Origin of the sequence: Neobacillus sp. PS3-40, assembly GCF_030915485.1 — a bacterium.
Lineage (GTDB): Bacteria > Bacillota > Bacilli > Bacillales > Cytobacillaceae > JAUZPL01.
On record NZ_CP133266.1, the window covers coordinates 969,096 to 992,108 of the forward strand.

The window sequence follows — 23,013 nt, forward strand, 5'->3', positions numbered from 1 at the left end:
TTTTATTTTTTAGGCATGACCGCAACTCGGTGGCTTGGTACGCCAAGCGCCCTCGTAACGGCTTCAACAATCCATTTTTTAATCTGTATGTTTTCTGCTCCACGTGCAATAATTAAAACTCCACGTATCTCTGGTTTCTTCGTTTCGACTACAATCGGAACTTCTTTATCACCATTGCGCAAGATAACTAGCTGTTCATCTACAGAGGAATCTTGGACATTCCGTTTTCCACCATCCCGATCTGTTTCATCTGTAATTTGATTTTTTGAGACCTTATTTTTTTCTAGTACTTTTTCCTCAGTAGAATCAATATTTACAACTACCTTAACATCATCAACACCTAGCATCTCGTTAAGAGCCTCCTTTAGTTGGCTCTCATACTCTTGCTCATAATCTGAAATAGCTTTATTGCCAGAACTTTTTTTCAGACCAAATGCAGGGACATCCTGCGCCTTAGTTGTACTTATAGTTGGTATATCTGGAGTTGTAGTTTGCTTTTTAAAAAGGATATTGCCAGCAAGCATGAATGCTGCACCTATGCATATGACCAAGATCATATATTGATACTTGCTTACTTTCTTATCCGATGTATTTTCCTTTGACAGCCATTTTTTAAACCATGAAAACGGACCTTTGTTGTTATCCATTCGTCTTGTTCTGCCCCCCTTCAATCAAGATTTCAATTGTTTTTTTGTTGACATTCCATTTTTGCGAAAGAAATGTGGCAATTTCTCCAGATTTTTTTGTATTTCTACTAGATGAAGGAGGTTTTTGGGTGTTAATTTCAATCGGTTTGACTACTTCGACTGTCTCAATTTGGTTGCTTGGTTGTTTCAGAAGAACCGAAACCTTTTGCAGGTTTTCAGGGAATGTTTGATCACTCTTTTCATTGGTTGAAAGTTCAATTTTAGCAATCTCCAATCCGTATTGTTTCATCAACTCCTCTTCTACACCCTTTTTAAGTTGGACAGCCATTTGTTCTACAATATATGCATGGTCTGAGGCTTGTATTTCTTTTTTTTTCATTTCTATCAAATTTTTCATATTTTTGTTTTCTGGTGATTCGAAGGTTGGAATTCCTGCAAATGTTGCTTCGAAGTCATTGGAAATTAATTTAAAGAGCGGCGTAAGAATAATAGCAATCAAGAGCAACCCTGTTACCATCTTCGTATATTTCTGCATGCTTGAATTGGGCAAAAGCATATCAATTACTGTAGCCAAGAGAATAAATAGAATAATATTCGTTACCCACTCTATTAAATATGACATTTTGGCCTCACCTACCTCATCATCATGGTTAAATTTCCTGCCGCAACAATCACTGTTATGCTTAAAAAGAACATAAGTGATACAATACCTAATGCCGCAAAGACATAGATGATACTCTTTGAAATAATATCCAGGCATGCTATTATTGGTCCGCCACCCAATGGTTGTAAAATAGCTGCTGCAAACTTATATATAAAGGCAATCATTAATATTTTAATAGCTGGAAAGGCCACGATAATTAGTAGAATGGCAACACCTGCGATTCCAACTGAATTTTTCAATAGAACTGATGCGCTGACAACAGTATCTGTGGCATCTGTAAATACCCTACCTATCACTGGGATAAAGTTACCCGTAATAAATTTTGCGGTTTTGATCGTCACTCCGTCCGTTATAGCAGATGAAGCTCCCTGAACGGAAATAACACCCAGAAAAATCGTTAAGAAAAGGCCCATAAGCCCGATACTCCAATTTCTAAGCAATTGGGCCAACTGGGTAACTTTATAATTCTCAGACATAGTGCTGACAATGCTTAATAATGCTGCTAAGAAAAGAAGCGGTAACACCACATATTGAATAAGTAAGCCGCTCGTATTCATTAAAAATAAGATGACAGGATGAAAAAAGGCCGCCGACACAATCCCCCCAGAAGCTGCAACTAGTGCAAGCAATAGTGGGACAAGAGCAAGAACAAACGATATCATTGATCCGATCGCTTCATTCGTATAATTAATAGCAATATGAAAACTATTTAGTGCCAAAATTACTAGAACCATAAATACAATCGAATAGGCAATCTTGCTTATGGAGCTCTTTTCAAATGCATTTTGCATTGATTGAAGAAACATGCTGAAAACAGTCAGCATAATTAACGTACCGAGAAGTTTGCCATTTGCTACAAATTCTTGAAAGGCAAATTTAAAAATTCCCTGACCCCATTCTTTAAGAGAGAATTTCTTCTCACTTTTAATAAAATCATACAGACTTCCTTTTTGACTCTCTGGAAGATACCCTCCATATTTACTAGAAATATTTTCCCAATATTGTTTTAACTCCGTTAAATTCATTGTTTTTAGCTGGGAATCTACCAATTCCTGTGGAGAAAGAGGTGTAGAAGTTTCCTTCGTATTTTGAGAAGCTTGGACACTTGGAATACTAAAAAAAAGGAAAATGAGAATAATAATAGGAACAAATCGCAACCTTTGCTTCATGCTTTCACCTCGATTTATCAGTAGAAAATAGCTGGAATTAACTAGGGATTAATTTAATAATGGTTTCAATCATAACAGTTAGAATCGGAATCGCCATTGCGAGGATAATGATTTTCCCAGCCAGCTCAATCTTTGATGAAATAGCTCCCTGCCCCGCATCCTTCGTTATTTGTGCAGCAAATTCAGCGATGTAGGCAATTCCGATAATTTTTAGAATGGTTTCAACATACACCATATTGACTTTTGCATTGACTGCTAACTTTTCAAGCATAGTAATAATTTCATAAATCTTATCAACTAGAAAAAGAAAGATAGTACAACCAACAAATATTACAAGCAAAAATGCAAAATTGGGTTTCTGTTCCTTCAGAATTAATGCCAGGAAGGTTGCAACTAGGGCTAGTCCAACTATTTTAACGATTTCAATGGCAGAGCTCCCCTTTCTATTAAAATAACTATTGAACTAATTATTGAAATAAAAATACTGATTTTATTTTTTGAAAGAGATCATCCACAATGGAGGCAACTTGGAACAAAATATAGATGAATCCAAACAATGTTACCCATTGGGCATATTCTTTTTTCCCAACCTGATCAAGAATAGTGTGCAAAAATGCTACAACAATTCCGACTCCGGCAATTTTAAAGATTATATCTACTCCCAAGCCCATTACTTTTCCCCCTAAAATAATAAAATGATCAATAATAATCCCGACAAGAACCCTAAGCTTTTCACCATTTTTTCATAAGTTGCTTGTTTATCAATTGCATCTGCCTCTTCCCTCTCTAAATGTGAAAGGGTAAGCATTATTTGTTTCTGTTGGGAATAGCGATCATGGCGCCCTAGAGTTTCTCCAAATTGTTTCATGACTTCAAATTCTCCCTGTTTTAGAGCTGTAAGTTTCCAAACTTCCTTTAAACTTGCTTCCCAGGCATCTTTTACAGTTGTTTCTGAATTGGTTAATTTATCTGCAAAAGTTTCAAACAGCCTTGATAAGGGTTTTGATAGCTGGTCAGATAATCGTCTAGAAGCCTCATGTAATGGAGTATGTCCATACATAATTTCTGCTTCTAGGGATTGTAGAGCAGATTTTAGCAATCTAAGCTGTTTTGGCCTTTCACTATAATGCCTTGAAGCTTCAAACCCAGTCCAAGTGGTTGCAACAATAATGAAAACTGCACCAATCAACTTAATCAAGTTACGTCACTCTCACTTTTTGATTCAATTCTTTTCCGTTTGCATCCAAGATATGTGTAATTGTCCCAGGCCCTTGTTTTCTACTAAGTACAACAAATCGTTGAAATATTTGTTGATCAAGAATTTGCTTTAATGAGGGACGCTTTTGTAAATCTTGAAGACTATTTCCATGGGCTGTCATGATGAGCTTAATTCCTGCGTGGATAGCTTCTATGATGGCATCAGCATCTTCTTGCCTGCCAATTTCGTCGACAATAAGGACATCAGGGCTCATTGAACGAATCATCATCATCATCCCTTCAGCTTTTGGGCAAGCATCCAATACATCTACACGGTGTCCAAAGGTCAATTGGGGAATTCCACTCACACATCCAGCAATTTCAGAACGCTCATCAACAATTCCTACCTTTTTGGCTTGAATGCCAGCTCCTATGTTTCCAGTCGAAATAATTCTTGCAATATCCCGTAGTAAAGTTGTTTTTCCTGTTTGAGGAGGCCCAATAATCATCGTGTGCAGCAATCCGCCCTTATAGATAGAGGGCATGATTGATTCCGCGATTCCGATCTTTTCATTTGCAATACGTATATTAAATGATGAAATATCCCGAATGGCTTTTACCCTTCCGTCCTCAAGGATGACTTTTCCTGCAAGGCCTATTCTATGTCCCCCTGAGACGGTGATATATCCACGTTTTAACTCTTCATCGAGGGTATAAATGGAGAAATGGCTTATTTTATTCATCAAATGAATCGCATCCTCAGATTGAATAATATAGGATAGGAATTTCGGAACCCCCTTTATCGTAATTTCAATTGGGCGATTAATTCGGATTCGTATTTCTTCCATTTCTTCTAACTGGAAAGGACGGATTTTGTTAATGATATCCGCTATATTTTTCGGTAAAAAATGCATGAACGATTCCAAGTCTCTTCCTCCTTGCGGCTTGTCTCATTATTTAAAATGTATGCCTCCCTGTTCACAATATGACTTTCAAATCATTCATTTCTTTCAAACTTTGTATCTAATCCATATAAATTCACGTTGGATTTACAATTTGGGAGGAATTTTCTTATTAAAGAAACCGTACCTATAAATTAGGAGTTTTTAGAGAGGGGGAGGAAACATGTACTATCGTCAACAAGATAATCATTTATTTACGAAACCATTTTTACTTGAGGTGGTCGGTGATGGAGAGATTACTATTCCACCAAATTTAGCAACTATTAATTTAGGAGTGGTGACTGAGGGGAAAGAGTTGATCCAGGCCGAACAGGAAAATGCTATTTCTATCACAAAAATAATCAACTCTCTTTTATCACTTGGGGTTCCCAAAAAGCTGATTCAAACATTTGATTACCGAATAGAGTCTGAATATGATTTTGACCAAGGAAAACAACTATTTCGAGGATACAAAGTTACACATCTATTAAATGTAAAAATTGAAGATTTAAATTTAGTGGGGAAAATTGTAGATACCTCTGTTCAACAGGGGGCAAATTATGTGGCAAATGTTCAATTTACGGTAAAAAATAAAGAGGCTGTCTATCAACAGGCACTTTCAGCAGCCATCGATAATGCCCTCCACAAAGCACAAACGATAGCAGGTTCTTTAAAGGTGCATCTCTTCCCAACACCCATACAAGTGACAGAAAGTGTAGGAGAAGGTGCTAGACCCCTTATTAATCAGTCTGTAACATATGTAAAAGGAATAACCTCAACTCAATTCGAGCCTGGTGAGCTCATAGTAAAGGCAAGGGTAATAGCAAAATTCCATTACAACCCTTAATGCGAAAGTGCCCTAAAAGCCACGACAAGAGCTGAAGAAGGCAATAATTATCAATATAAAAAAGCAAACCTTAAAAAAGGCAAGTAGTTCCGATTTTGTGGAGAAACATTTCAAATAGCCTAGAAATTAGCATATTAATTAACATACAACTTGGTATGCTGTTTTTTATTGGTATAACACTATTTTTAGCTTAATTGGATCCAAAATAACATTAAAAATAGCTTACCAGCTTGACAATCATCATTGTCATTGTCCGAATTAGGGTGTTATTTTGTTTTTATGCGCTTATGGTAGGCAAACCTTCATGTAACGTTCTTTGAAACTTGTCTGTTGATTTCCGCTCCAGGTGCTCGCTTTCCGCGGGGCGGGCGGTGAGCCTCCTCGGCGCTTAAGCGGAGGCCACTGAAAAAGTCCCATTTTTTTAGGCAGTTGAAAGTTTGAATTAATCAAACTTTCAACTGCCTATTTGTCTTATAATAATGATATTAAATGTATGTAGGTGATATCTAAATGATTTCCAATCAAGAATCTCTCAATTTCAGTCCATATTTAGCTATTTTTGATCTCGTAGTTCCAGAGGATAATATGCTTCGCCAAATCAATAAACTAGTTGACTTTTCATTTATTCTTGAAGAATTAAAAACGAAATATTGTCTTGATAACGGTCGGAATGCAGTGTCACCGATTCGTATGTTCAAATATCTATTGCTTAAATCAATTTATGATTTGTCAGATGTAGATGTAGTAGAACGTTCAAAATATGATATGTCGTTTAAATATTTCCTCGATATGGCACCAGAAGATTCCGTAATTGACCCAAGTTCTTTAACAAAATTCCGTAAACTCCGTCTTCAAGATGTGGGTTTATTAGATATGCTCATTGGAAAGACCGTTGAGATTGCAATTAAAAAGGAAATTATTAAAAATAAAACCATTATTGTTGATGCTACACATACAAAAGCACGTTATAACCAAAAATCACCGAGAGAATTTTTGCAGGAGAAATCAAAAAATGTGCGAAAAGCCGTTTATCAGTTCGATGAATCCATGAAAGAGAAATTCCCATCCAAAACAACTTCTAACGAAGTAACAGATGAATTAAATTATTGCCGTCAAATCATTTCTGTTGTCGAGTCAGAACCAAAAATTGCGGCAACCCCAGCTGTAAAGGAAAAATTAAATGTACTAAAAGAAGTAGTGGAAGATTATACAGAACAACTGGCTTTTTCAACAGACCCAGACGCACGTGTAGGACATAAAACAGCTGATTCTTCTTTTTTTGGCTACAAAACGCATATTGCAATGAGTGATGAACGAATTATTACAGCTGCAGTTGTGACAACAGGTGAAAAAAGTGATGGAAAATATCTGCAGGAATTAATTAAAAAAGCCAAGCAACAGGAATGGAAATTAATACAATTATTGGGGATACTGCCTACTCTGAGAAAAATAATATTTGTTATACAAAAGAACATCAATTAACACTTGTTTCTAGACTGCATCCACTTATTACATATGGTAGAAGAACAAAAGAAGATGAATTTAATTTTAATAAAGATGCAGGGATGTATGTTTGTAAAGCCGGGCATATGGCCATTCGAAAAAAATATGAAGAAAGAAAGAATCAAGATAAAAACCCTAGAATCAAGTACCTTTTTGATATTAAAAAATGTGCTGTTTGTCCTTTCCGTGAAGGATGTTATAAAGAAGGAGCGAAAAGTAAGTCCTATTCAGTAACCATCAAATCAACGGAACATACAGGTCAAGAAGCGTTTCAAAATACGGAAGCTTTTAAAGACCTAGCGAAAACACGCTATAAAATTGAGGCGAAAAATAGTGAACTTAAACATAGACACGGGTATGATGTGGCGTCATCTACGGGTCTATTTGGCATGGAAATACAAGGAGCTACAGCGATATTCGCAGTCAATCTCAAGAGGATTATAAAGCTCCTCTCTGAGAAAAAATAAGATAGAATATAAAAGTAACCAAGAAAAAAGCAGTTAGTTATCCAAAATTTGGACAACTAGCTGCTTTTTTTATCCACATCCAATGAGAAAAATAAAAATTCGCCAGTTTTTCAGCAGCCTCGCTTAAGCGCCTGCGGGGTCTCACCTGTCCCGCTGCTCCCGCAGGAGTCGAGCACCTTACGCTCCAATCAACAGGGTGTCAAAAGCAATAGTGCGCTTTAACATAGTCAATGTAAAAAAGGCGACTTTAAATTCACATTGAATTATAGAGTCGTCTTTTTTAATACAGTTATATATCCTTATTGAAAAAAAGAAAGTTTTTCAGTGACCTCGCTTAAAACTTCTGGGCCTCCAACAATGTCATTAAAATAGAGGTTTTTTGGAATCAAAGGTGGTCTTTGGTTGTTTTCAGATTTTTCTACTTTATCTACTTGAGTTGATTGGAGCGGAGGGCACTTGACTCCTGCGGGATTAGAGGGAATGGGAGACCCCACAGGCGGTACGCCGAGGAGGCTCCCATCCCTCCCCGCGGAAAGCAAGTGCCCGGAGTGGAAATCAACGGGCAAAGTTATGGTCTATATACAATCAACAGGGTGTTAAAAGTAATAATGAGCTTTAAAATAGTCAATATAAAAAGGGTAAAAACTTCATTATTTGAGGGAATGGTCGTTTATCAAGTTCATGAACGACTTAAATTAGTCGAGCTCCATATGAAAAACTGGGCATAGCCCCGGTCATTTTTTTACTTAGTGAATATCCGCTAGTTTTACTCAATGCCATCAACACCAATAAGAAGGACTTTTTAGTTCTCCCCAAATACCAAAAGCATTTTTCCATGTTAAATAATATGCTAATTCAGTTGTAATTTGGACAGTTATTTACGTTTTTCTCCACGTTATCGGAACTATTTATAAAAAAGGGAGCAAGCCCTTTTTAATGGGTTTGCTCCTTTTTCTCAGTAATTAATTTATTTATCGTGTTTTTTTACCATATTATACAATTGCATTTCGGTAATTGGACCATTATAATGCTCTCTAATTATTCCTTTTTTATCAATAACAAATGTTTCAGGCTGGCCAGTCGTATTATACATTTTAGTTATTTTAGCATTATAATCGAATAAGTAGGTTGCATTTGAAGGAAATTTTTTAAGAAATTGTTTAACGTTATCTTTCGTTTCGCCTTTGTTAAGCATGACTAAATTGTACTTATCTCCATAGTCCTTTTCAAAAGCTTGCAATTCTGGTGCTTCTTCTTTACATGGTTGACACCAAGTAGCAAAAACATTGATTACAACCATTTTCCCAGTAAAATCAGAAAGCTTTGTTGTTGACCCATCCAAATTAGGCAACTCAAAATTATAGGCTTTATCACCAACATCGGTATGTTTTCCGTGGCTTACAAGGCTGTAAGCAAAAAAAGTAAACATCCCAAACAAGAGAGCCAATATGAGAATCTTTCCACCTCGTTTGTTCACTTTATCTCCCCCTAACATCAGTGAATTTCAGTAAGTAGTCTGATGTTTTATAGAATAGGCCTGTTATTTATAACAGGCCTATTCATGGTTTTATTTTTCGATCTGTTTTAAAAATTCGATTTCCTTTTTAAGATTGTTTTGCCGTTTTCCTAAAAGAAAAAGGTAACCAAAAATAATCAACCAAATAACTGAATATGCTCCCCAAACAAATGCCATAATAATCTCCTCCTATTTTTCTAATTCTTCTCTTAATTTTTCCTTGTATTGATTTACTTTTATTTTCATATTTTCAAATGCTACTCCTCTGTTAAGGAGATACGCATAAAGGATTGTTAAAGCAGCAATTGAGACTAACAAGGCTACTAGCATGTTATCTTCAATCCCGCCACCTTTTTGCGAAACACCATTTCCAAAAACAATTGGGTGAAATTTGGTTTGCCACCAACGGATTGCAAAGAAAACAATTGGAACATCTGTAAAACCAATAATTCCAAATACGGCACAAAGTCTTGCACGTTTATCCCATACACCATCCATTTGGCGAATCATGATATACGCCATATAGATAAACCAAAGAATTAAGGTGGTTGTTAAGCGAGGCTCCCATGCCCACCATGTATTCCAAGCAGATTTTGCCCAGATAGGTCCAGTTGTTAAAACCAAAGTGGTAAAAACTAGACCAATTTCTGCTGACACATAGGCATATGTGTCAAAAATTCTTTTTCTTTTAACTAGATATAAAATACTAAAAATAAAAGTTACAAAAAAAGCTAAAAATGCGGTTGATGCAGAACCTACATGGAAATAAAAGATTTTTTGCACGATACCCATGGTTTTTTCAATGTGCGCATACATAAATATTAAATAAATGGCGGCCAAAATGGATATGACCGTTCCTCCAAATAAAATTTTTGGAAGAATTGGGCTCTTTACATCTGTCGACTCTGACACATGAATTGCCGATTTCTCTCGTTCGAGATTCATACTCATTTCCTAAACCTCCAGCACATATTCTATTAATAGAAAACATAGGACAAAAAAGATTACATCATAGGCTGATACCAGTTGGATCCATGCCATCGCACTCGACAACTTTTCCATATTCGTCAAGATAATTCTAGTTGCTTGAACAACCCCAATTAAAATTGGGCTTGTTATTGGGAAAAGAAGCAATGGGAGGAGCATTTCACTACTTTTTGAATTAGCCGCTAGCGCTGCCAAAAAAGTACCTATACTGATAAATCCAAAACTCCCTATAAACATTATTAAGATAAAATAAGGGATACTACCCAGAACTTGAAAATTAAATAATAAGAAAAGAAATGGGATTGACACCAGTTCCACCACAAGCATCATCGTGAAATTAGCTAAAAACTTCCCTAAAAAAACACTTGAAGCATCCATCGGTGCAATCAATAAACCTTGCATAGTATCATTTCGCTGTTCCGATATAAATGAGCGATTTAGCCCCAAGATTCCCGAGAACACGACTATAACCCATATTACCCCTGGAATTACTGCCTTTGTGGTATTATTTGCTGGATCGAAAGCAAAACTAAAAACTAAGATCACCAATCCCGCAAAAATAATCATTGTTGTAAGGACCTGCTTCGTCTTTAGTTCTGAATATAAATCTTTTTTCGCAAGTAGGAGGGCTGTTTTAATCATGATACCCCCTCCACTTGATACTGATATTTTTCAGAAACAAAGTTCAAGGCTTTTTCCTCAAGTCTAAAGTCATCGACCTTCTTTCCATTTTTAATAATGATAATCCGATCACATATTTCAGCAGCCTGTTTAAAATCATGTGTAACCATTAGCGTTGTCGTTCCTTTCGCCTTCATGGAGAGGATAACATTGTTTAGAATGGAAATAGCCCCTTGATCTAAGCCTGTGTGCGGTTCGTCTAAAAGCAGTAATTCTGGTTCATGAACAATTGCTCTTGCAATAGCAATCCTTTGAATCATACCTCGTGAAAAATTTTTAACAGGTTCATTTAGAAAGAAGGAAAGACCTACTTCTTTCACCAACTCTATTGCTCTTTCTTCTGCCTTCGAAACACCATATAATTTTCCGTAAAATACAAGGTTTTCTAGTGGTGAATAGTTTTCATAAAGCAAACTGGAATGGGGTAAATATCCAAAGATTTTTTTGATATCTAGATGATTTTTTTTCAAATCCAGACCATTAATTTTTACGGAGCCAGATGTCGGCTTAATTAAAGTTGCTAACACTTTTAAAAGTGTGCTCTTTCCAGCCCCGTTTGGGCCAAGAATCGCAACTGTTTCCCCTTTTCTTATTGAAAGGTCAATGCCACGTAAGATTAATTTATTATCTGCTTGCTTAGTAAGTTTTTTTATCTCAATCATGTGTAGTCCCTCACATTCCAACTACTACTCTACAAATTTACGTAAATTTATTTTTACCTGAACGAGATGTTCTTTATAAGCTTCAAGCTTTTTATGATAATCTTCTTCGGAAATATTCCCACTATTATGGGATTCTTCCAACTCTAAAATCTTATCCATAATTACTTTTTGCTTAGACATTAATAGTTTAAAAGCTTTTTCTTCCTTATCTGCCCCTACTCTAAGGTCCTCCAATTTTGCTTTCCTTCTAAAGTAAACATAGTAGGATATTCCAGCAATAATAATGGCAAGAATAACAATCAAAAAGATATGTGGATTAAAGTTATGCAAGGGAGACTGTTCCCAAATTCTGATATGTCCAGGATTATGAAAAGCTGGTGCAGATCTTGTAACTGAATTTGCTTCTCCATTATTACTTTTTGATTGTGCCTGTCCTGTTGAAGCTGATGGCGGCTGTTTGTCTTTATTGTAGACCATTGTAAAAGCCTTGTTTACTTGCATTCCTTCTACACTGTATTCCCAATAATTTTTATTATCAAAATTGTAAAGTCCCTGATTTGAAGATTCTACACCATTAAACTCTGCACTACCCATCCCCTCTGGAATAAGTACCTGCATAATTTGCACAGGATAATCGAATGTTATCTTGATTTCTTTCCCTTTTGGAATTTTATAGCTGTATTGCAATCCAACACTTTGATTTGCAGGGATAGGGTTTATTGTGAAAAATCCATTATCAACCTTTTTGATAGGCATTTTACTATCTAGAAATTTAAAATCCGTTGCTTCACTGGGTAGCGTAACCTTTAAAACTCCTTCATTTCCGTCACCCTTAAATTCTTCAGTTGATTTATTTGTATAGTCTGCCATGACTGAGATATTGGTTGAACCATCCTCAGCTGGACTTACAACAATATAATTCATATCAATTGAAACTTTTGATGTGGATGCGGCAAATCCAGTCAACGGGATTAGCAAGATAAGTCCTAGGAAGAGGACTGTGATTTTTTTAATCACTTTCCTTCCCCCTTTTTCTTCTTATAGCTTTGCATCGTCGCTTCTATTTCTCGTTCCACTTCCAACATTAAATCTTTATCGACATGATTATCGACGAGAGATTCTTCTTCTTTCATAATGCTAGAAATTTGTGTTTCATATTGGCTTTTTAAATTTTTGTAATCAACGTGAGATATTTTATCCATCTTATACTCAAACTCAATCTCATTGAGGGTTGTTAACAGCGATTCCTTGATCTGTGCCGAATCCTGCCCCGTAGTATTCAAACCCAAATATGCTTCCCATTTAAACAGGGGGGAGATAATAAGGAAAAGACATCCCAGTGCTAGAACAGCGGTAAATACCATTGAAATGATTGAAATATCCTGCATTTTTTAGTTCACATCCTAAAGATACTTTTTTCGTTCCTCATCAATCATGGAAGAAAGAATTTCACTTTCTACTTCATTCTGTTCATTATCAAACTCATTCTCAACAGATTGTTCATCCGTTCCTTTTTTCTTTACCCATTTTCGTATGACGAAGTACAATGTCCCTGCTGCCCCAAAGAGAATTACAAACGGAAGGACCCATACTGTTAAACTAAATCCACTTTTCTCCGGTGCAGTTAAAATCTCTTCTCCATAAATATTGATATAGTATTTACGGATTTTATCCTTATCCCAGCCTTTATTCATCATGCCTACCAAGTCTTTTTTAAATTGTTTCGTGAGGTTACATGTATTTGGATCACATTCAAAATGATCCTGACCACAGCCACATGTGCAAGAGAACTGTGAGGCAACTGCTTTAAATTCAGCTGATTTATAGTCAATTTGCTTTGCTGCTTCTACCCGTATAAATGAACCTTGGAAAATAAACAATAGTAAGAGAAGAGCTATGCCTGCTTTATTTTTCACAATCAAGCCACCTCTTTACGTACTCCAGTGTATCTCGGAGTAATGTTATGGTATTTTCCATTCCAAACGGCAAACAGTGCACCGAGAACAATCATGAAAGAACCTATCCATAACCAATCCATCATAGGGTTCACTTTTACGAGGAAAGTGGCCTTTCCATCATTTTCCCAAGCACTTAAAACAATGTACAAGTCCTCTTTCAAGGAAGAAATGATAGCAACCTCTGATGAAGGCTGACTCTCCGTATTAGCATAGAACACCTTTTTAGGTTCAAATGAGCCTAGCTTTTTACCATCTTTAAAGACTTCTACATCCGCAAAAACAACGTCATTTACACCCTCTTTTTTCTGGTCCAGACGTTCATAATTAATTCGATAGTCTTTAATTTCAATTGATTTTCCAAGGGCAATTGTCTTCATTGTTTGCAAGTCATAGTTTTGAGAACCAATTATCCCCATTGTGATGCATGCAATTCCAAGATGAACAAGATATCCACCATACCGGCGACGATTTTTAACCATCAACCGATAAAGGGCTACGAAAGGATTTTCGCCAGTCATCTTTCTTCTAGCTTTAACTCCTCTATAAAACTCTAAAAAGTGAGTTACCAATAATAGAATAATAACTCCATAACCGATAACTGCCCAAGCTTTCTGAATGCCTAGAATAACCATTAAAATCATGCCAATAACAGCGAGCGAAGCCGGAATTAAAAAGTTTTTCTTTAAATTCTTTACACTCGATTTTTGCCAGGCAAGCATTGGACAAACTGCCATTACAAACATCATACACAATAGAATTGGTGCTTCAACCGTGTTAAAGAATGGGATCCCAACTGTTACTTTTGTTCCCCTCACAGCCTCAGAAACTAATGGGAAAATGGTTCCCCAAAAAACGGCAAATGCTGCACCAAGCAATAATAGATTGTTTACTAAGAAAGAACTTTCTTTTGAAATAAATGAATTGAATTCCCCTGCACTTCTTTTCAGCAAGTTATACCGACTCATTAATACATAAAGAGAGCCAATTACAGCTACCCCCATGAACACTAAGAAATATAAACCCAAATTTGAGTTTGAGAACGCATGTACAGATGTTAGAACACCGCTTCGGACTAAGAATGTACCAAAAAGAGTTAAAGCGTATGAAATAATAATTAAGCTGATATTCCAAACCTTTAGCATATTTTTCCGTTCCTGAATCATGACTGAGTGCAAGAAGGCTGTTGCTGTTAGCCATGGCATAAAAGAAGCATTTTCAACCGGATCCCATGCCCAGTAGCCACCCCAACCAAGTTCTACGTAAGCCCATTGACCACCAAAAATATTTCCTAAGCTTAAAAACAACCATGCAATGATCGTCCAACGTCTCGTCATTTTAATCCAAAAATCGTCTACATTTTTCATGATAAGAGCTGCTATTGAAAATGCAAACGGAACAGCAAGACCAACATACCCAAGGTACAGTGTAACTGGATGAATAATCATCCCTGGGTTTTGTAGCATTGGGTTTAGCCCTTTTCCTTCTGCGGGAACTATATCCATTAGAGCAAATGGTTTAGCTACAAATCCGAGAATAAGGAAAAAGAAAACTGTATTAGCCAATAGAATGGACATAATATATGGAACCATAGGATTTCCCTTCATTTTTCTTGAGAAGGTGATCATGATCATATAGAGTGTTAAAAAGAATGTCCATAATAGTAATGAACCAGCGTTACCTGCCCATAATGCGGTTAGCTTATAGACGATTGGAAGCTCACTGCTTGTGTAATCAACGACATATTCATAATTAAAGTTTGAAGAACCTAATAGATAAAACAGCGCAAGCATTGCAAGCCCTGCACAGATAAAAACTGAAATGATTCCACCTTTGCCGCTATTAATAAACTTTTGATTTTTCGTGCTTATTCCCAACGTCATGATGAGAAGGGAATAGACTGCCATAGCCAAGCCTATATATATGGTTGCATTTGCAAATAAGTACATTTCGTCACCTTCTTAAATGTGGCATCTTATTTATCTTTTAGCTTTTTATCGAGTATTTCTGCATGTTTTTTTGGATCGTAATTTTTCATATCTTTACCTTCATACTTGGATGGACATCTTGTTTTAACAGATTCAGCCTTGAAATTATTGTTTCCTGTCGGAGAACCTTGCAGAATACAAATTACCCCTTCAGAGAAATTATCCGGTTTAACTCCGTCATAGCTAACATGTAAAATATTCTGATGAGAATCTTTTAGATCAAACTTTAATTGAATTTTATCTGGATTCCACTTTATTGATTTTTCAACTAACAAGCCTTCAACCGTAACAAAGTCATCTTTGTGCTGGTCCTGTGTAGCTACAAGTTGCTTCATTGTTAATTCAATCCCACTTGATCCCGGCGTTGCTGCCATTAATAGGAAAACAATTGCACCCGCGATGATAAAACCACCCAATAAAATGATCGTGTTTTTCTTCATACCATTCACCCTCTTTAAATTAATTTTTTCATTTCTTCTTCATAGGTTTCTTGATCAATCTTTCCGTTTAACAATTTCTTACGTAGTTCCTTTTTTTCTTCGGTATTGGCGAATTTACTTTCTTTTTTTACGGTTGGTTTCTTAGATTGGTTTTTATTCGATTTATTAGCATTGTTTGTGATCGTTTTTTGCGGTTTTTGATTACCCTTTAAGCCAAGGAAAACAAATACTCCAGCAATGATGATAGCAAGCCCGATAATAGACGCGCCTCCAACTCCAATAATTGGGCGTTTGACATTCTTATTGTCGTTTGTACCTGTAGAAGTCGTTCCGTCATGGTTTGCATCTTTTGGTGGCTGTTGTTTGTTGATTACTGACATAGTTGAATCATTATTTACTTTCTGATAGGTGAAGGAATATTTAAGATTATTGCCCTTTTTAAGATCTTTGTATTGGTAATAATAAAGTTCTTCTCCATACTCGCTTTTAGAATTACTTTGAGCCTTTGGTTCGATAACAATATTTTTTGCATCCATTGGTGCAAAAAAAGTAACATTTAGTTGGTCGATGTCAGCTCCATTTGTTAGTTCATATTTAAAGCTTTTCTGATCTTTTACCTCAATAGAATTCACGTAATACTCAACTACGAAATTATAAGTCTCATCTTTTTTAATAGGCTTTACTGGTTTCCAAGATACAATCCCTTTTTCTTTATCTACGTCATAGGGACGTTCCACTTCAGCTTTGTTCACATCTGGAAATTCAGCTGTTAGATTGATTTGAAAGTTTTTCTCCTTTGTTGGAACAGGTATTTCAATTTTCCCATCATAGTCTTGACCGCTCTTGTTTGTAATCGTCCCATACTCAGCTACAAGTAATGAAGGTAGTTCTTTAGGCCAATCTTTTGGATAATCAAATTCAGGCATAACCCGAACATCCATTTCCTTGTACGGAAATTTCTCTGTTTGAAAGGAAGTTTCAGCACTTGCCAATCCTATGACCAAGTTTGATAAAAAGGTTGTAATAACGAGTAAAGCTAACAACTTCTTTAGCATAATAATCCTCCTTGAAATGGAAAACTTATCGAATAGTAAATACCATTTTCCACTATAGTCCTCTTTGAAATAAATATAATCGTAAACTAACCTGTATAGATGATTTACTCTTGAACATTTTGTTAAAGGGGCTAAATCGTTACGTTTTTGTCAAAAAAACACCACAAATTGTTCACATTTGGTAATAGTGTAGGTAGTTGGAATTAACAACGCGTATTTATCAGATATTATTTCACTGCTGGAATATGTATTTCAATTTTAGTTCCTTCATAGTGGGCTGATTTTATATAAAGATTTCCTTGAATACTGTCGATCCTATCCTTTAAAATAACAAGTCCATTTCCATGATATTTTCTTTTATAGTTCATAGAAGGGTCAAAGCCGATTCCATCATCTTCGATTGAAAGCACCAGACTATTTTCTTTATGTATACAGTTCAACCAGACATTCTTTGCTTCAGAATGCTTTCGAATATTGTTAAATATTTCTTGAAAAACCCTTGTTAGTTGTACCATTTGTTCATCCGTCAGTTGGATCTTATCAAAGCTACTATGGTCTACAAAAACATGAATTCCATATGACATTTGAAAATCTTGCGTGTATTTCCATATCCATTCAGCAAGTGATTCTTTATAACCATTTATATCCCTAAGCTGATCTATCGCCTCCCTAAGTTCTACATAAGAATCTTGAACCGCCTCACTAGCCACTTCAATTTCTTGCATGGCTTTTTCTAATTCATTATTTTTAATCATCTTTTTCAAGCGGTGCAATTGAATATTAATAAATCCAATACTTTGAGCAAGTCCATCATGTATTTCTCCTGAGATTCTCTTTCTTTCAATAATTGTTGCTTGATTTTCAATTTGTCGATATAAATTTTTATTTTCTAAATAAATCGAAAGCATTCCTACAATTGCAGAAAATATTTTCTTTTTATCTTCTGTTAAAACATACTTTGATCTACTCCCAAACAACAAACCTCCTAATACCTTCTGGTTGTAGATTAATGGAACAGAGTAAATTGAAATTAATTTTTCAGTGTTAAGTAAAGTAAAATCCTGTGATTCAAAAGGGGTCTTTTCTAATTGGGAAAATTCCTCTACAAAAATGGGGCGTCCCCATTTGATTGTATGACTCATCACAGCACCGTGTTCCTCATAATTTTTTTCAGGATGTAAACTTCCAATTCCACTTGTACTATTCATTGCAGACTCACTAGAACGATACACGATAAATTCGGTTTCTGTAATGGACTTAATTTCTTCTAGAATTGAAATAGGAATGCCTTTTTCCACCGTCATAGTTTGCAACTTTCCTTCAAGTCTATATAACTTTTCATTTTTTTCCTTTTGCATATTCGCTCTTCTATGTAACATGAATACTTTTAGTAATAAAGCAGTTTCGGCAAAAGCAATAAATACAGAAACGAAGATATTTTCAATGAATACGGTTAAGAAAATAATAATTAGGAGGATAGCAATATAAATATTCCTTTTGGATATACTTTTCATACTCTCCCTCCTCATAATTGCTATCTAATGATTACTATAAACTTTATCTATTTTTACCAGTTCCAATGAAAATGAACTTTTTGTTAATTTTTGGTTTCAATCGTTAAATTGTTCATTAAATTACCTAAATTGTCTATTTTTATCAATTTTACTCTTTAAAATAAAAGCCCTGGATCCTTCAATGGATACAGGGCTTTTGTCTTTACTTTTTTTGAAATGTACGGACATATGTAACAACATCTGTAATATCATCTTTTTTTAACTGACGTACACCTTCTAGACCTTTTAAGGAGGGGCCCATACGGGTATCTTCACGTCCATAAGCAGTAGCATTCCAAATTTGTTGGTCTGTTGTATATTTTAAGAATTGTGGACTCGCAAGTGATGTTCCCATATTTAGTTTACCGGCACCTTGTTCACCATGGCAGCTGAGACAATACAAGTTATACAATTTATTACCATTTTCAAGATTACCAGCAATGGTTTTGGGAGCAGTTAATTTTAAGTCCTCTGTTTGCCAATCCCTTATATATGCAACCATATTAGTTAAATCCTTTTCTGAAACCATTGAACCAAAGCCTGGCATAGCCGTTCCTTCTCTTCCATATTTAACGCTGTTATATATGTCTTTGTCTGTAAAAGCACTTAAAAAATGTTGGTTGTTAAGTGCCGTGCCTGCTTTTGCTCCCTCACCTTTTCCAGTTTCACCGTGACAAGCAATACATTGTTGGTTATATACCTTTTCTCCAGCTGCTATAGCTTTTGGATCCTTGTTATCTTTTAAACTATTATTGCTATACACTACAATAATGCCAATTATTACGATAAGAAGATAACTGCCGATTAAAACTTTTTTCATGGGTCACCCCTTTATTTTGGTTCAGGTGTTGGAGTTGGTTCCCCAGCGTCTTTATATTTTTCGGTAATCAAATGGTAAATTTCCTTTGGACTTTTCCCTTTTTGATGCATTTCTATCGCCTCCCGGGCGATATCGATACAGATGTCTCAGGATATACTCATTGAATCCCATTCTTCTACAGCCTTATCTGGGCCCATTTTGTCAATATAACATTGAAGATTGCTAACATGTCCATCCTGGGTTCCACAACCACAGTAACATGGAACTTGTGCTATAACATCTGGGTATTTTGCAGCCATTAAATAGGTTTCCTTAACCTTATCAGATGAATTTAAGACATAATCAGGCAAAGGCTTGTGTTTTGAAGCCAATGTCAAATCCTCTTTCTTGGAACTACAGCCAGCAGCAATACCAGCAAAGAGGACTATTAGTAAGAAAAGTGAGGTTATTCGTTTCATCCTTTCACCCCTTTCCATATAAAATTTATTATATTTATTTTAGCAAAGATCCATGGTTGATAAGGACAATAATTCTTACTATTTGGTGAAGTTTCTACGATGACGACTGTAATAAACTGATGCCTTTGTTTCCTTACATTAAAGCTCCTGTAGCCATCCTTCTTTTAAAGCAAAAGTTGCTGCTTGTACACGATTGCTCATTTGTAACTTCTCCATTATGTTTCGTAAATGGTTTTTCACCGTATTTTCAGAGATAAAAAGGGCATGAGCAATTTCTCTATTTGTCATTCCTTTCATCACTTGCATTAAAATTTCCTTTTCCCGTTTTGTCAGAATATCCGTTTTTCTCCCTGTTTTCATTATTTGGGGTTCAATTTGGGGATGATCTGAAAAATAATTCAACACTTTCCCAACTATCGGTCCAGTAAGAATACTTTCTCCTCGATTCACCATATGAATAAATGTTAATAGCTCATTAGGAAGCAGATTTTTTAGTAAATAACCTTTTGCACCTGATCGTAATGCCTCAAAAAGCTGTTCTTCTTTATCATTAACGGTAAGCATTAAAACTTTTACCTTAGGCATTTCCTTAATGATCATTTTCATTGCTTGTAAGCCATCCATAACAGGCATATTTACATCCATTAAAATAACATTAGGGCTGAACTGTTTCGCCATTTCATATGCTTCTTGACCGTTTTGTGCTTTTCCAACGATCTGAATGGACTCGTCATCCGAAAGAATACTTTCTATTCCACGAATAAACATATAATGGTCATCAGCTATTAATACTTTTATCTTATTCATTCTACATCCCTCAATTTTAAAGATGAAATGTTGTTGTGATGTGCAGTTTTTAATTTTTTTACAATTGTCTATTTAATCTTCTTCATTTTAGTATTGATAAATTAAACACACTAGTGATAAAGAATTAGTTACTAAATTGTTCAATATTCCAGAGTTTTTTTTTCACAAAAAATACATATATTCCTTTTTGGTTGGGAATAGTTTTAAAATCAAAAAGGCTGCTAAGAACCCTTCAATTACAGTTCCAGCAGCCCTTTTTTTACATATTCATCATATCATGCCCTGTAGAAGCACCAGATCCAATCGTTGGATCAACCATACCAAAGATCATTGCAACATGCGCTACTACTAAAAACATGCCAACAAACACAGCATGGACCTTAAGTTTTTCCTCATCTGTTTTATTTCTATAGATAATTCCCAAATCAAGCAAAGCCATACCTAAAAGTGGGACAATTCCAAGTAAATAAAATGTTACGGCGACAACATCGATCCAGCCTTTCCATTCACTATGAATTGTTAACGGAATAAAGGCAGTTTTCATTAAATAAACGAAAATACCCGTAAAATAAATCCCAGCAAATATACTAAATACTTTATTTACTTTTCGTAGTTTCCCACTTAACTGTCGTGTAAAGAGAATAGCTAATTCAGTAATTGCAATTGTTTCTGCACAAATTACAGGAATAGCCATAAAGATAATTAGATTCCATGGCTGGTTATCTGCTAAAAGTCCCATATAATGCGTCATATTGCCCATATCCATTATTAATCTCTCCTTTGTTTTTGAATGTACTTTAAAATTACTAAAAAAGTATGCAAAAACTTAGGAGAAACTATGGATAAATTGGGAATAAAGAATACACGCCGATTGGCTGCCCTTAAGAGCGATGATTAGGCGTAGTTGGTCTTATATACTAGCAGAATTTAAGGATATACATTCTGGTTAACCAAAAAAGCCTTAGCCCCGAATAAACGGGCTAAGGCTTTTAATATTACAGATTATCCACGGGAAACATAAGAACTGTCAGTGGTATTGATGATTAAATGGTCACCTTGATTAACAAAGAATGGGACTTGTACGACAAGACCTGTTTCTACCGTTGCTGGCTTCGTTCCACCTGAAGCTGTATCCCCTTTAATTCCTGGTTCAGTTTCTGTTACCTCAAGTAAAACCGTATTAGGTAATTCAACTCCAAGTGTTTCACCTTGATACATCATTATAGAAACTTCCATATTTTCTTTTAAAAACTTCAATTCATATTCGATGCTGTTTTCAGGAAGTTCAATTTGCTCATATGATTCGTTATCCATGAAAACGTGTTGGTCACCACTTGCATATAAATATTGCATTCTGCGGTTATCAATTTGTGCTTTTGCCACTTTTTCACCGGCACGAAAAGTTTTTTCTTGAATGGCTCCCGTACGTAAGTTACGAAGCTTTGAGCGAACAAACGCAGCTCCTTTTCCAGGTTTTACGTGTTGGAAATCTAGGACGCGCCAAATGCTTCCATCTACTTCAATTGTTAGTCCTGTTTTAAAGTCGTTTACAGAAATCATGCGATAAATCCTCCTAATATAATTACAAAATAATAAGTTCTTTTGTTGAATGAGTAAGTGCTTCGTTATGGTTAACTGTAATCATCGTATCATCCTCAATTCGAACACCACCAAGACCTGGTACATAAATACCCGGTTCAACAGTGACGATCATTCCAGGTTCTAACACAATATCAGAACGAACAGAGAGCGCTGGACCTTCATGCACTTCAAGACCAATTCCATGACCTGTAGAATGTCCAAAATATTCTCCATAGCCTTTTTCTGTAATATAGTTTCTTGTTAATGCATCGGCTTCCTTACCTGTCATACCGGGCTTGACTCCATCCATTCCGAGTAATTGGGCATTAAGTACGATATCATAAATTTCTTTAAGTTTTGCTACTGGTTCACCAACCGCAACCGTTCTTGTGATATCAGAAACATAGCCATTATAATATGCCCCATAATCTAAGGTAACAAAATCCCCTTTTTCAATAACCTTGTCACTAGCAACTCCATGTGGAAGAGCGGAGCGAAGTCCTGAAGCGACAATCGTATCAAAAGAAGATGAAGTTGCCCCAGCATTTCTCATAAAGAACTCTAATTCATTCGAGACATCAAGTTCCGTTTTTCCAGGACGAATGAATTCAATAATATGTTTAAAGGCAGCGTCAGCGATATCCGCTGCTACCTTTAATATCTTAATCTCTGCATCGGTCTTAATCAAGCGTAACTTTTCAATTAAACCGGAAATTGGTATTAGTTCTGCTTCTAATACTTTTTCATACGATTTGACGGAGGAAAAAGTTAAGTAATCTTCTTCGAAACCGAGCTTTTGAATTCCTAATTTTTTAGCCTGTGTTGCCACTTCATCTGGGATAGATCCTGAATGCTTGATAATTTCAAAACCTTGACACTGTTTTGCTGCTTGCTCCATATAACGAAAATCCGTTATAAATTGTGCTTGATCCATACTAATTAGCACGGCTCCCGATGATCCTGTGAAGTTTGCAATGTATCGACGATTATAAGGGCTGGTAATAAGTAAACCATCAATTCCAGCTGTAGAAAAATTGGATCTCAACTTGTTTAGTTTTTCCATTTTTGCTCTCTC

Annotated in this window: 26 protein-coding genes and 1 pseudogene; 2 read left to right on the plus strand and 25 right to left on the minus strand. The window is 35.7% G+C overall.

The genetic code is table 11. From position 1 onward, the window contains the following. Positions 1-2: 2 nt before the first annotated feature. The 7 genes from spoIIIAG to spoIIIAA are packed head-to-tail and all read right to left on the minus strand — an operon-like array spanning position 3 to position 4,603. A complete protein-coding gene (gene spoIIIAG, locus RCG20_RS04920) occupies positions 3-647 on the minus strand; it encodes a stage III sporulation protein AG (RefSeq protein WP_308183129.1) in 645 nt (214 codons plus the stop codon). After that, positions 640-1,269: a stage III sporulation protein AF gene (spoIIIAF, locus tag RCG20_RS04925; protein WP_308183130.1), complete on the minus strand. Its 630-nt coding sequence runs from the start codon at positions 1,267-1,269 to the stop codon at positions 640-642. The genes spoIIIAG and spoIIIAF overlap by 8 nt, the downstream gene beginning before the upstream one ends. An 11-nt stretch (positions 1,270-1,280) precedes the next feature. Next, a complete protein-coding gene (spoIIIAE, locus tag RCG20_RS04930) occupies positions 1,281-2,480 on the minus strand; it encodes a stage III sporulation protein AE (protein WP_308183131.1) in 1,200 nt (399 codons plus the stop codon). A gap of 37 nt (positions 2,481-2,517) precedes the next feature. Further along, positions 2,518-2,907: a stage III sporulation protein AD gene (gene spoIIIAD, locus RCG20_RS04935; protein ID WP_308184291.1), complete on the minus strand. Its 390-nt coding sequence runs from the start codon at positions 2,905-2,907 to the stop codon at positions 2,518-2,520. Positions 2,908-2,947: 40 nt separating this feature from the next. Beyond that, the gene (gene spoIIIAC / locus RCG20_RS04940; RefSeq protein WP_308183132.1) at positions 2,948-3,151 is read right to left on the minus strand and encodes a stage III sporulation protein AC; all 204 of its coding nucleotides are present in this window, start codon (positions 3,149-3,151) and stop codon (positions 2,948-2,950) included. A gap of 11 nt (positions 3,152-3,162) precedes the next feature. Then, positions 3,163-3,678, minus strand: a complete 516-nt coding sequence (spoIIIAB, locus tag RCG20_RS04945; RefSeq protein ID WP_308183133.1) for a stage III sporulation protein SpoIIIAB — start codon at positions 3,676-3,678, stop codon at positions 3,163-3,165. A 1-nt stretch (position 3,679) separates the two neighbouring features. Further along, positions 3,680-4,603, minus strand: coding sequence for a stage III sporulation protein AA (gene spoIIIAA, locus RCG20_RS04950; protein ID WP_308183134.1), 924 nt, complete (start codon positions 4,601-4,603; stop codon positions 3,680-3,682). Positions 4,604-4,802: 199 nt separating this feature from the next. On the opposite strand from spoIIIAA, the gene RCG20_RS04955 reads away from it, so the two are divergent. Next, entirely contained in the window at positions 4,803-5,465 is a 663-nt protein-coding gene (locus tag RCG20_RS04955) for an SIMPL domain-containing protein (RefSeq protein WP_308183135.1), read from the plus strand. A gap of 510 nt (positions 5,466-5,975) precedes the next feature. After that, a pseudogene (locus RCG20_RS04960) lies at positions 5,976-7,435 on the plus strand (IS1182 family transposase). A 967-nt stretch (positions 7,436-8,402) separates the two neighbouring features. On the opposite strand, the gene RCG20_RS04965 reads toward RCG20_RS04960, so the two are convergent. The 18 genes from RCG20_RS04965 to RCG20_RS05050 all read right to left on the minus strand — a co-directional run bounded on the left by RCG20_RS04965 (position 8,403) and on the right by RCG20_RS05050 (position 23,001). Beyond that, positions 8,403-8,912 (minus strand): TlpA family protein disulfide reductase, encoded by a 510-nt coding sequence (locus tag RCG20_RS04965; protein WP_308183136.1) that lies wholly within the window; start codon positions 8,910-8,912, stop codon positions 8,403-8,405. A gap of 90 nt (positions 8,913-9,002) precedes the next feature. Next, positions 9,003-9,128, minus strand: a complete 126-nt coding sequence (locus RCG20_RS04970; protein ID WP_308183137.1) for a CcmD family protein — start codon at positions 9,126-9,128, stop codon at positions 9,003-9,005. A 12-nt stretch (positions 9,129-9,140) separates the two neighbouring features. Beyond that, positions 9,141-9,902: a cytochrome c biogenesis protein gene (locus tag RCG20_RS04975; RefSeq protein ID WP_308183138.1), complete on the minus strand. Its 762-nt coding sequence runs from the start codon at positions 9,900-9,902 to the stop codon at positions 9,141-9,143. 3 nt (positions 9,903-9,905) lie between these two features. Next, complete coding sequence (locus RCG20_RS04980) at positions 9,906-10,580, minus strand: heme exporter protein CcmB (protein WP_308183139.1); 675 nt, start codon at positions 10,578-10,580, stop codon at positions 9,906-9,908. Next, entirely contained in the window at positions 10,577-11,281 is a 705-nt protein-coding gene (ccmA, locus tag RCG20_RS04985; RefSeq protein WP_308183140.1) for a heme ABC exporter ATP-binding protein CcmA, read from the minus strand. Before ccmA ends, RCG20_RS04980 begins: the two co-directional genes overlap by 4 nt. 24 nt (positions 11,282-11,305) lie before the next feature. Beyond that, positions 11,306-12,298: a hypothetical protein gene (locus RCG20_RS04990; RefSeq protein ID WP_308183141.1), complete on the minus strand. Its 993-nt coding sequence runs from the start codon at positions 12,296-12,298 to the stop codon at positions 11,306-11,308. Next, entirely contained in the window at positions 12,295-12,669 is a 375-nt protein-coding gene (locus RCG20_RS04995; RefSeq protein WP_308183142.1) for a hypothetical protein, read from the minus strand. Before RCG20_RS04995 ends, RCG20_RS04990 begins: the two co-directional genes overlap by 4 nt. A gap of 15 nt (positions 12,670-12,684) precedes the next feature. Continuing rightward, on the minus strand, positions 12,685-13,197 hold the full coding sequence (locus tag RCG20_RS05000) for a cytochrome c-type biogenesis protein CcmH (RefSeq protein ID WP_308183143.1): 513 nt from the start codon (positions 13,195-13,197) through the stop codon (positions 12,685-12,687). Positions 13,198-13,199: 2 nt separating this feature from the next. Beyond that, complete coding sequence (locus tag RCG20_RS05005; protein ID WP_308183144.1) at positions 13,200-15,185, minus strand: heme lyase CcmF/NrfE family subunit; 1,986 nt, start codon at positions 15,183-15,185, stop codon at positions 13,200-13,202. Between the two features lie 26 nt (positions 15,186-15,211). Continuing rightward, the gene (locus RCG20_RS05010; protein ID WP_308183145.1) at positions 15,212-15,664 is read right to left on the minus strand and encodes a cytochrome c maturation protein CcmE; all 453 of its coding nucleotides are present in this window, start codon (positions 15,662-15,664) and stop codon (positions 15,212-15,214) included. 14 nt (positions 15,665-15,678) lie between these two features. Further along, complete coding sequence (locus RCG20_RS05015) at positions 15,679-16,719, minus strand: hypothetical protein (RefSeq protein WP_308183146.1); 1,041 nt, start codon at positions 16,717-16,719, stop codon at positions 15,679-15,681. Between the two features lie 227 nt (positions 16,720-16,946). Beyond that, positions 16,947-18,233 carry a GAF domain-containing sensor histidine kinase gene (locus RCG20_RS05020; protein WP_308183147.1) on the minus strand — a complete coding sequence of 429 codons (1,287 nt, stop codon included), beginning with the start codon at positions 18,231-18,233 and terminating at the stop codon, positions 16,947-16,949. Positions 18,234-18,435: 202 nt separating this feature from the next. After that, positions 18,436-19,092, minus strand: coding sequence for a c-type cytochrome (locus RCG20_RS05025; protein WP_308183148.1), 657 nt, complete (start codon positions 19,090-19,092; stop codon positions 18,436-18,438). An 11-nt stretch (positions 19,093-19,103) separates the two neighbouring features. Then, on the minus strand, positions 19,104-19,550 hold the full coding sequence (locus RCG20_RS05030; protein ID WP_374120511.1) for a PCYCGC motif-containing (lipo)protein: 447 nt from the start codon (positions 19,548-19,550) through the stop codon (positions 19,104-19,106). Positions 19,551-19,688: 138 nt separating this feature from the next. Next, entirely contained in the window at positions 19,689-20,357 is a 669-nt protein-coding gene (locus RCG20_RS05035; RefSeq protein ID WP_308183150.1) for a response regulator, read from the minus strand. A gap of 259 nt (positions 20,358-20,616) precedes the next feature. Beyond that, positions 20,617-21,123 carry a DUF6803 family protein gene (locus RCG20_RS05040; protein ID WP_308183151.1) on the minus strand — a complete coding sequence of 169 codons (507 nt, stop codon included), beginning with the start codon at positions 21,121-21,123 and terminating at the stop codon, positions 20,617-20,619. A 236-nt stretch (positions 21,124-21,359) separates the two neighbouring features. Further along, entirely contained in the window at positions 21,360-21,917 is a 558-nt protein-coding gene (gene efp / locus RCG20_RS05045; RefSeq protein ID WP_308183152.1) for an elongation factor P, read from the minus strand. Between the two features lie 22 nt (positions 21,918-21,939). Beyond that, on the minus strand, positions 21,940-23,001 hold the full coding sequence (locus RCG20_RS05050) for a M24 family metallopeptidase (RefSeq protein ID WP_308183153.1): 1,062 nt from the start codon (positions 22,999-23,001) through the stop codon (positions 21,940-21,942). Between the last annotated feature and the right edge of the window lie 12 nt (positions 23,002-23,013).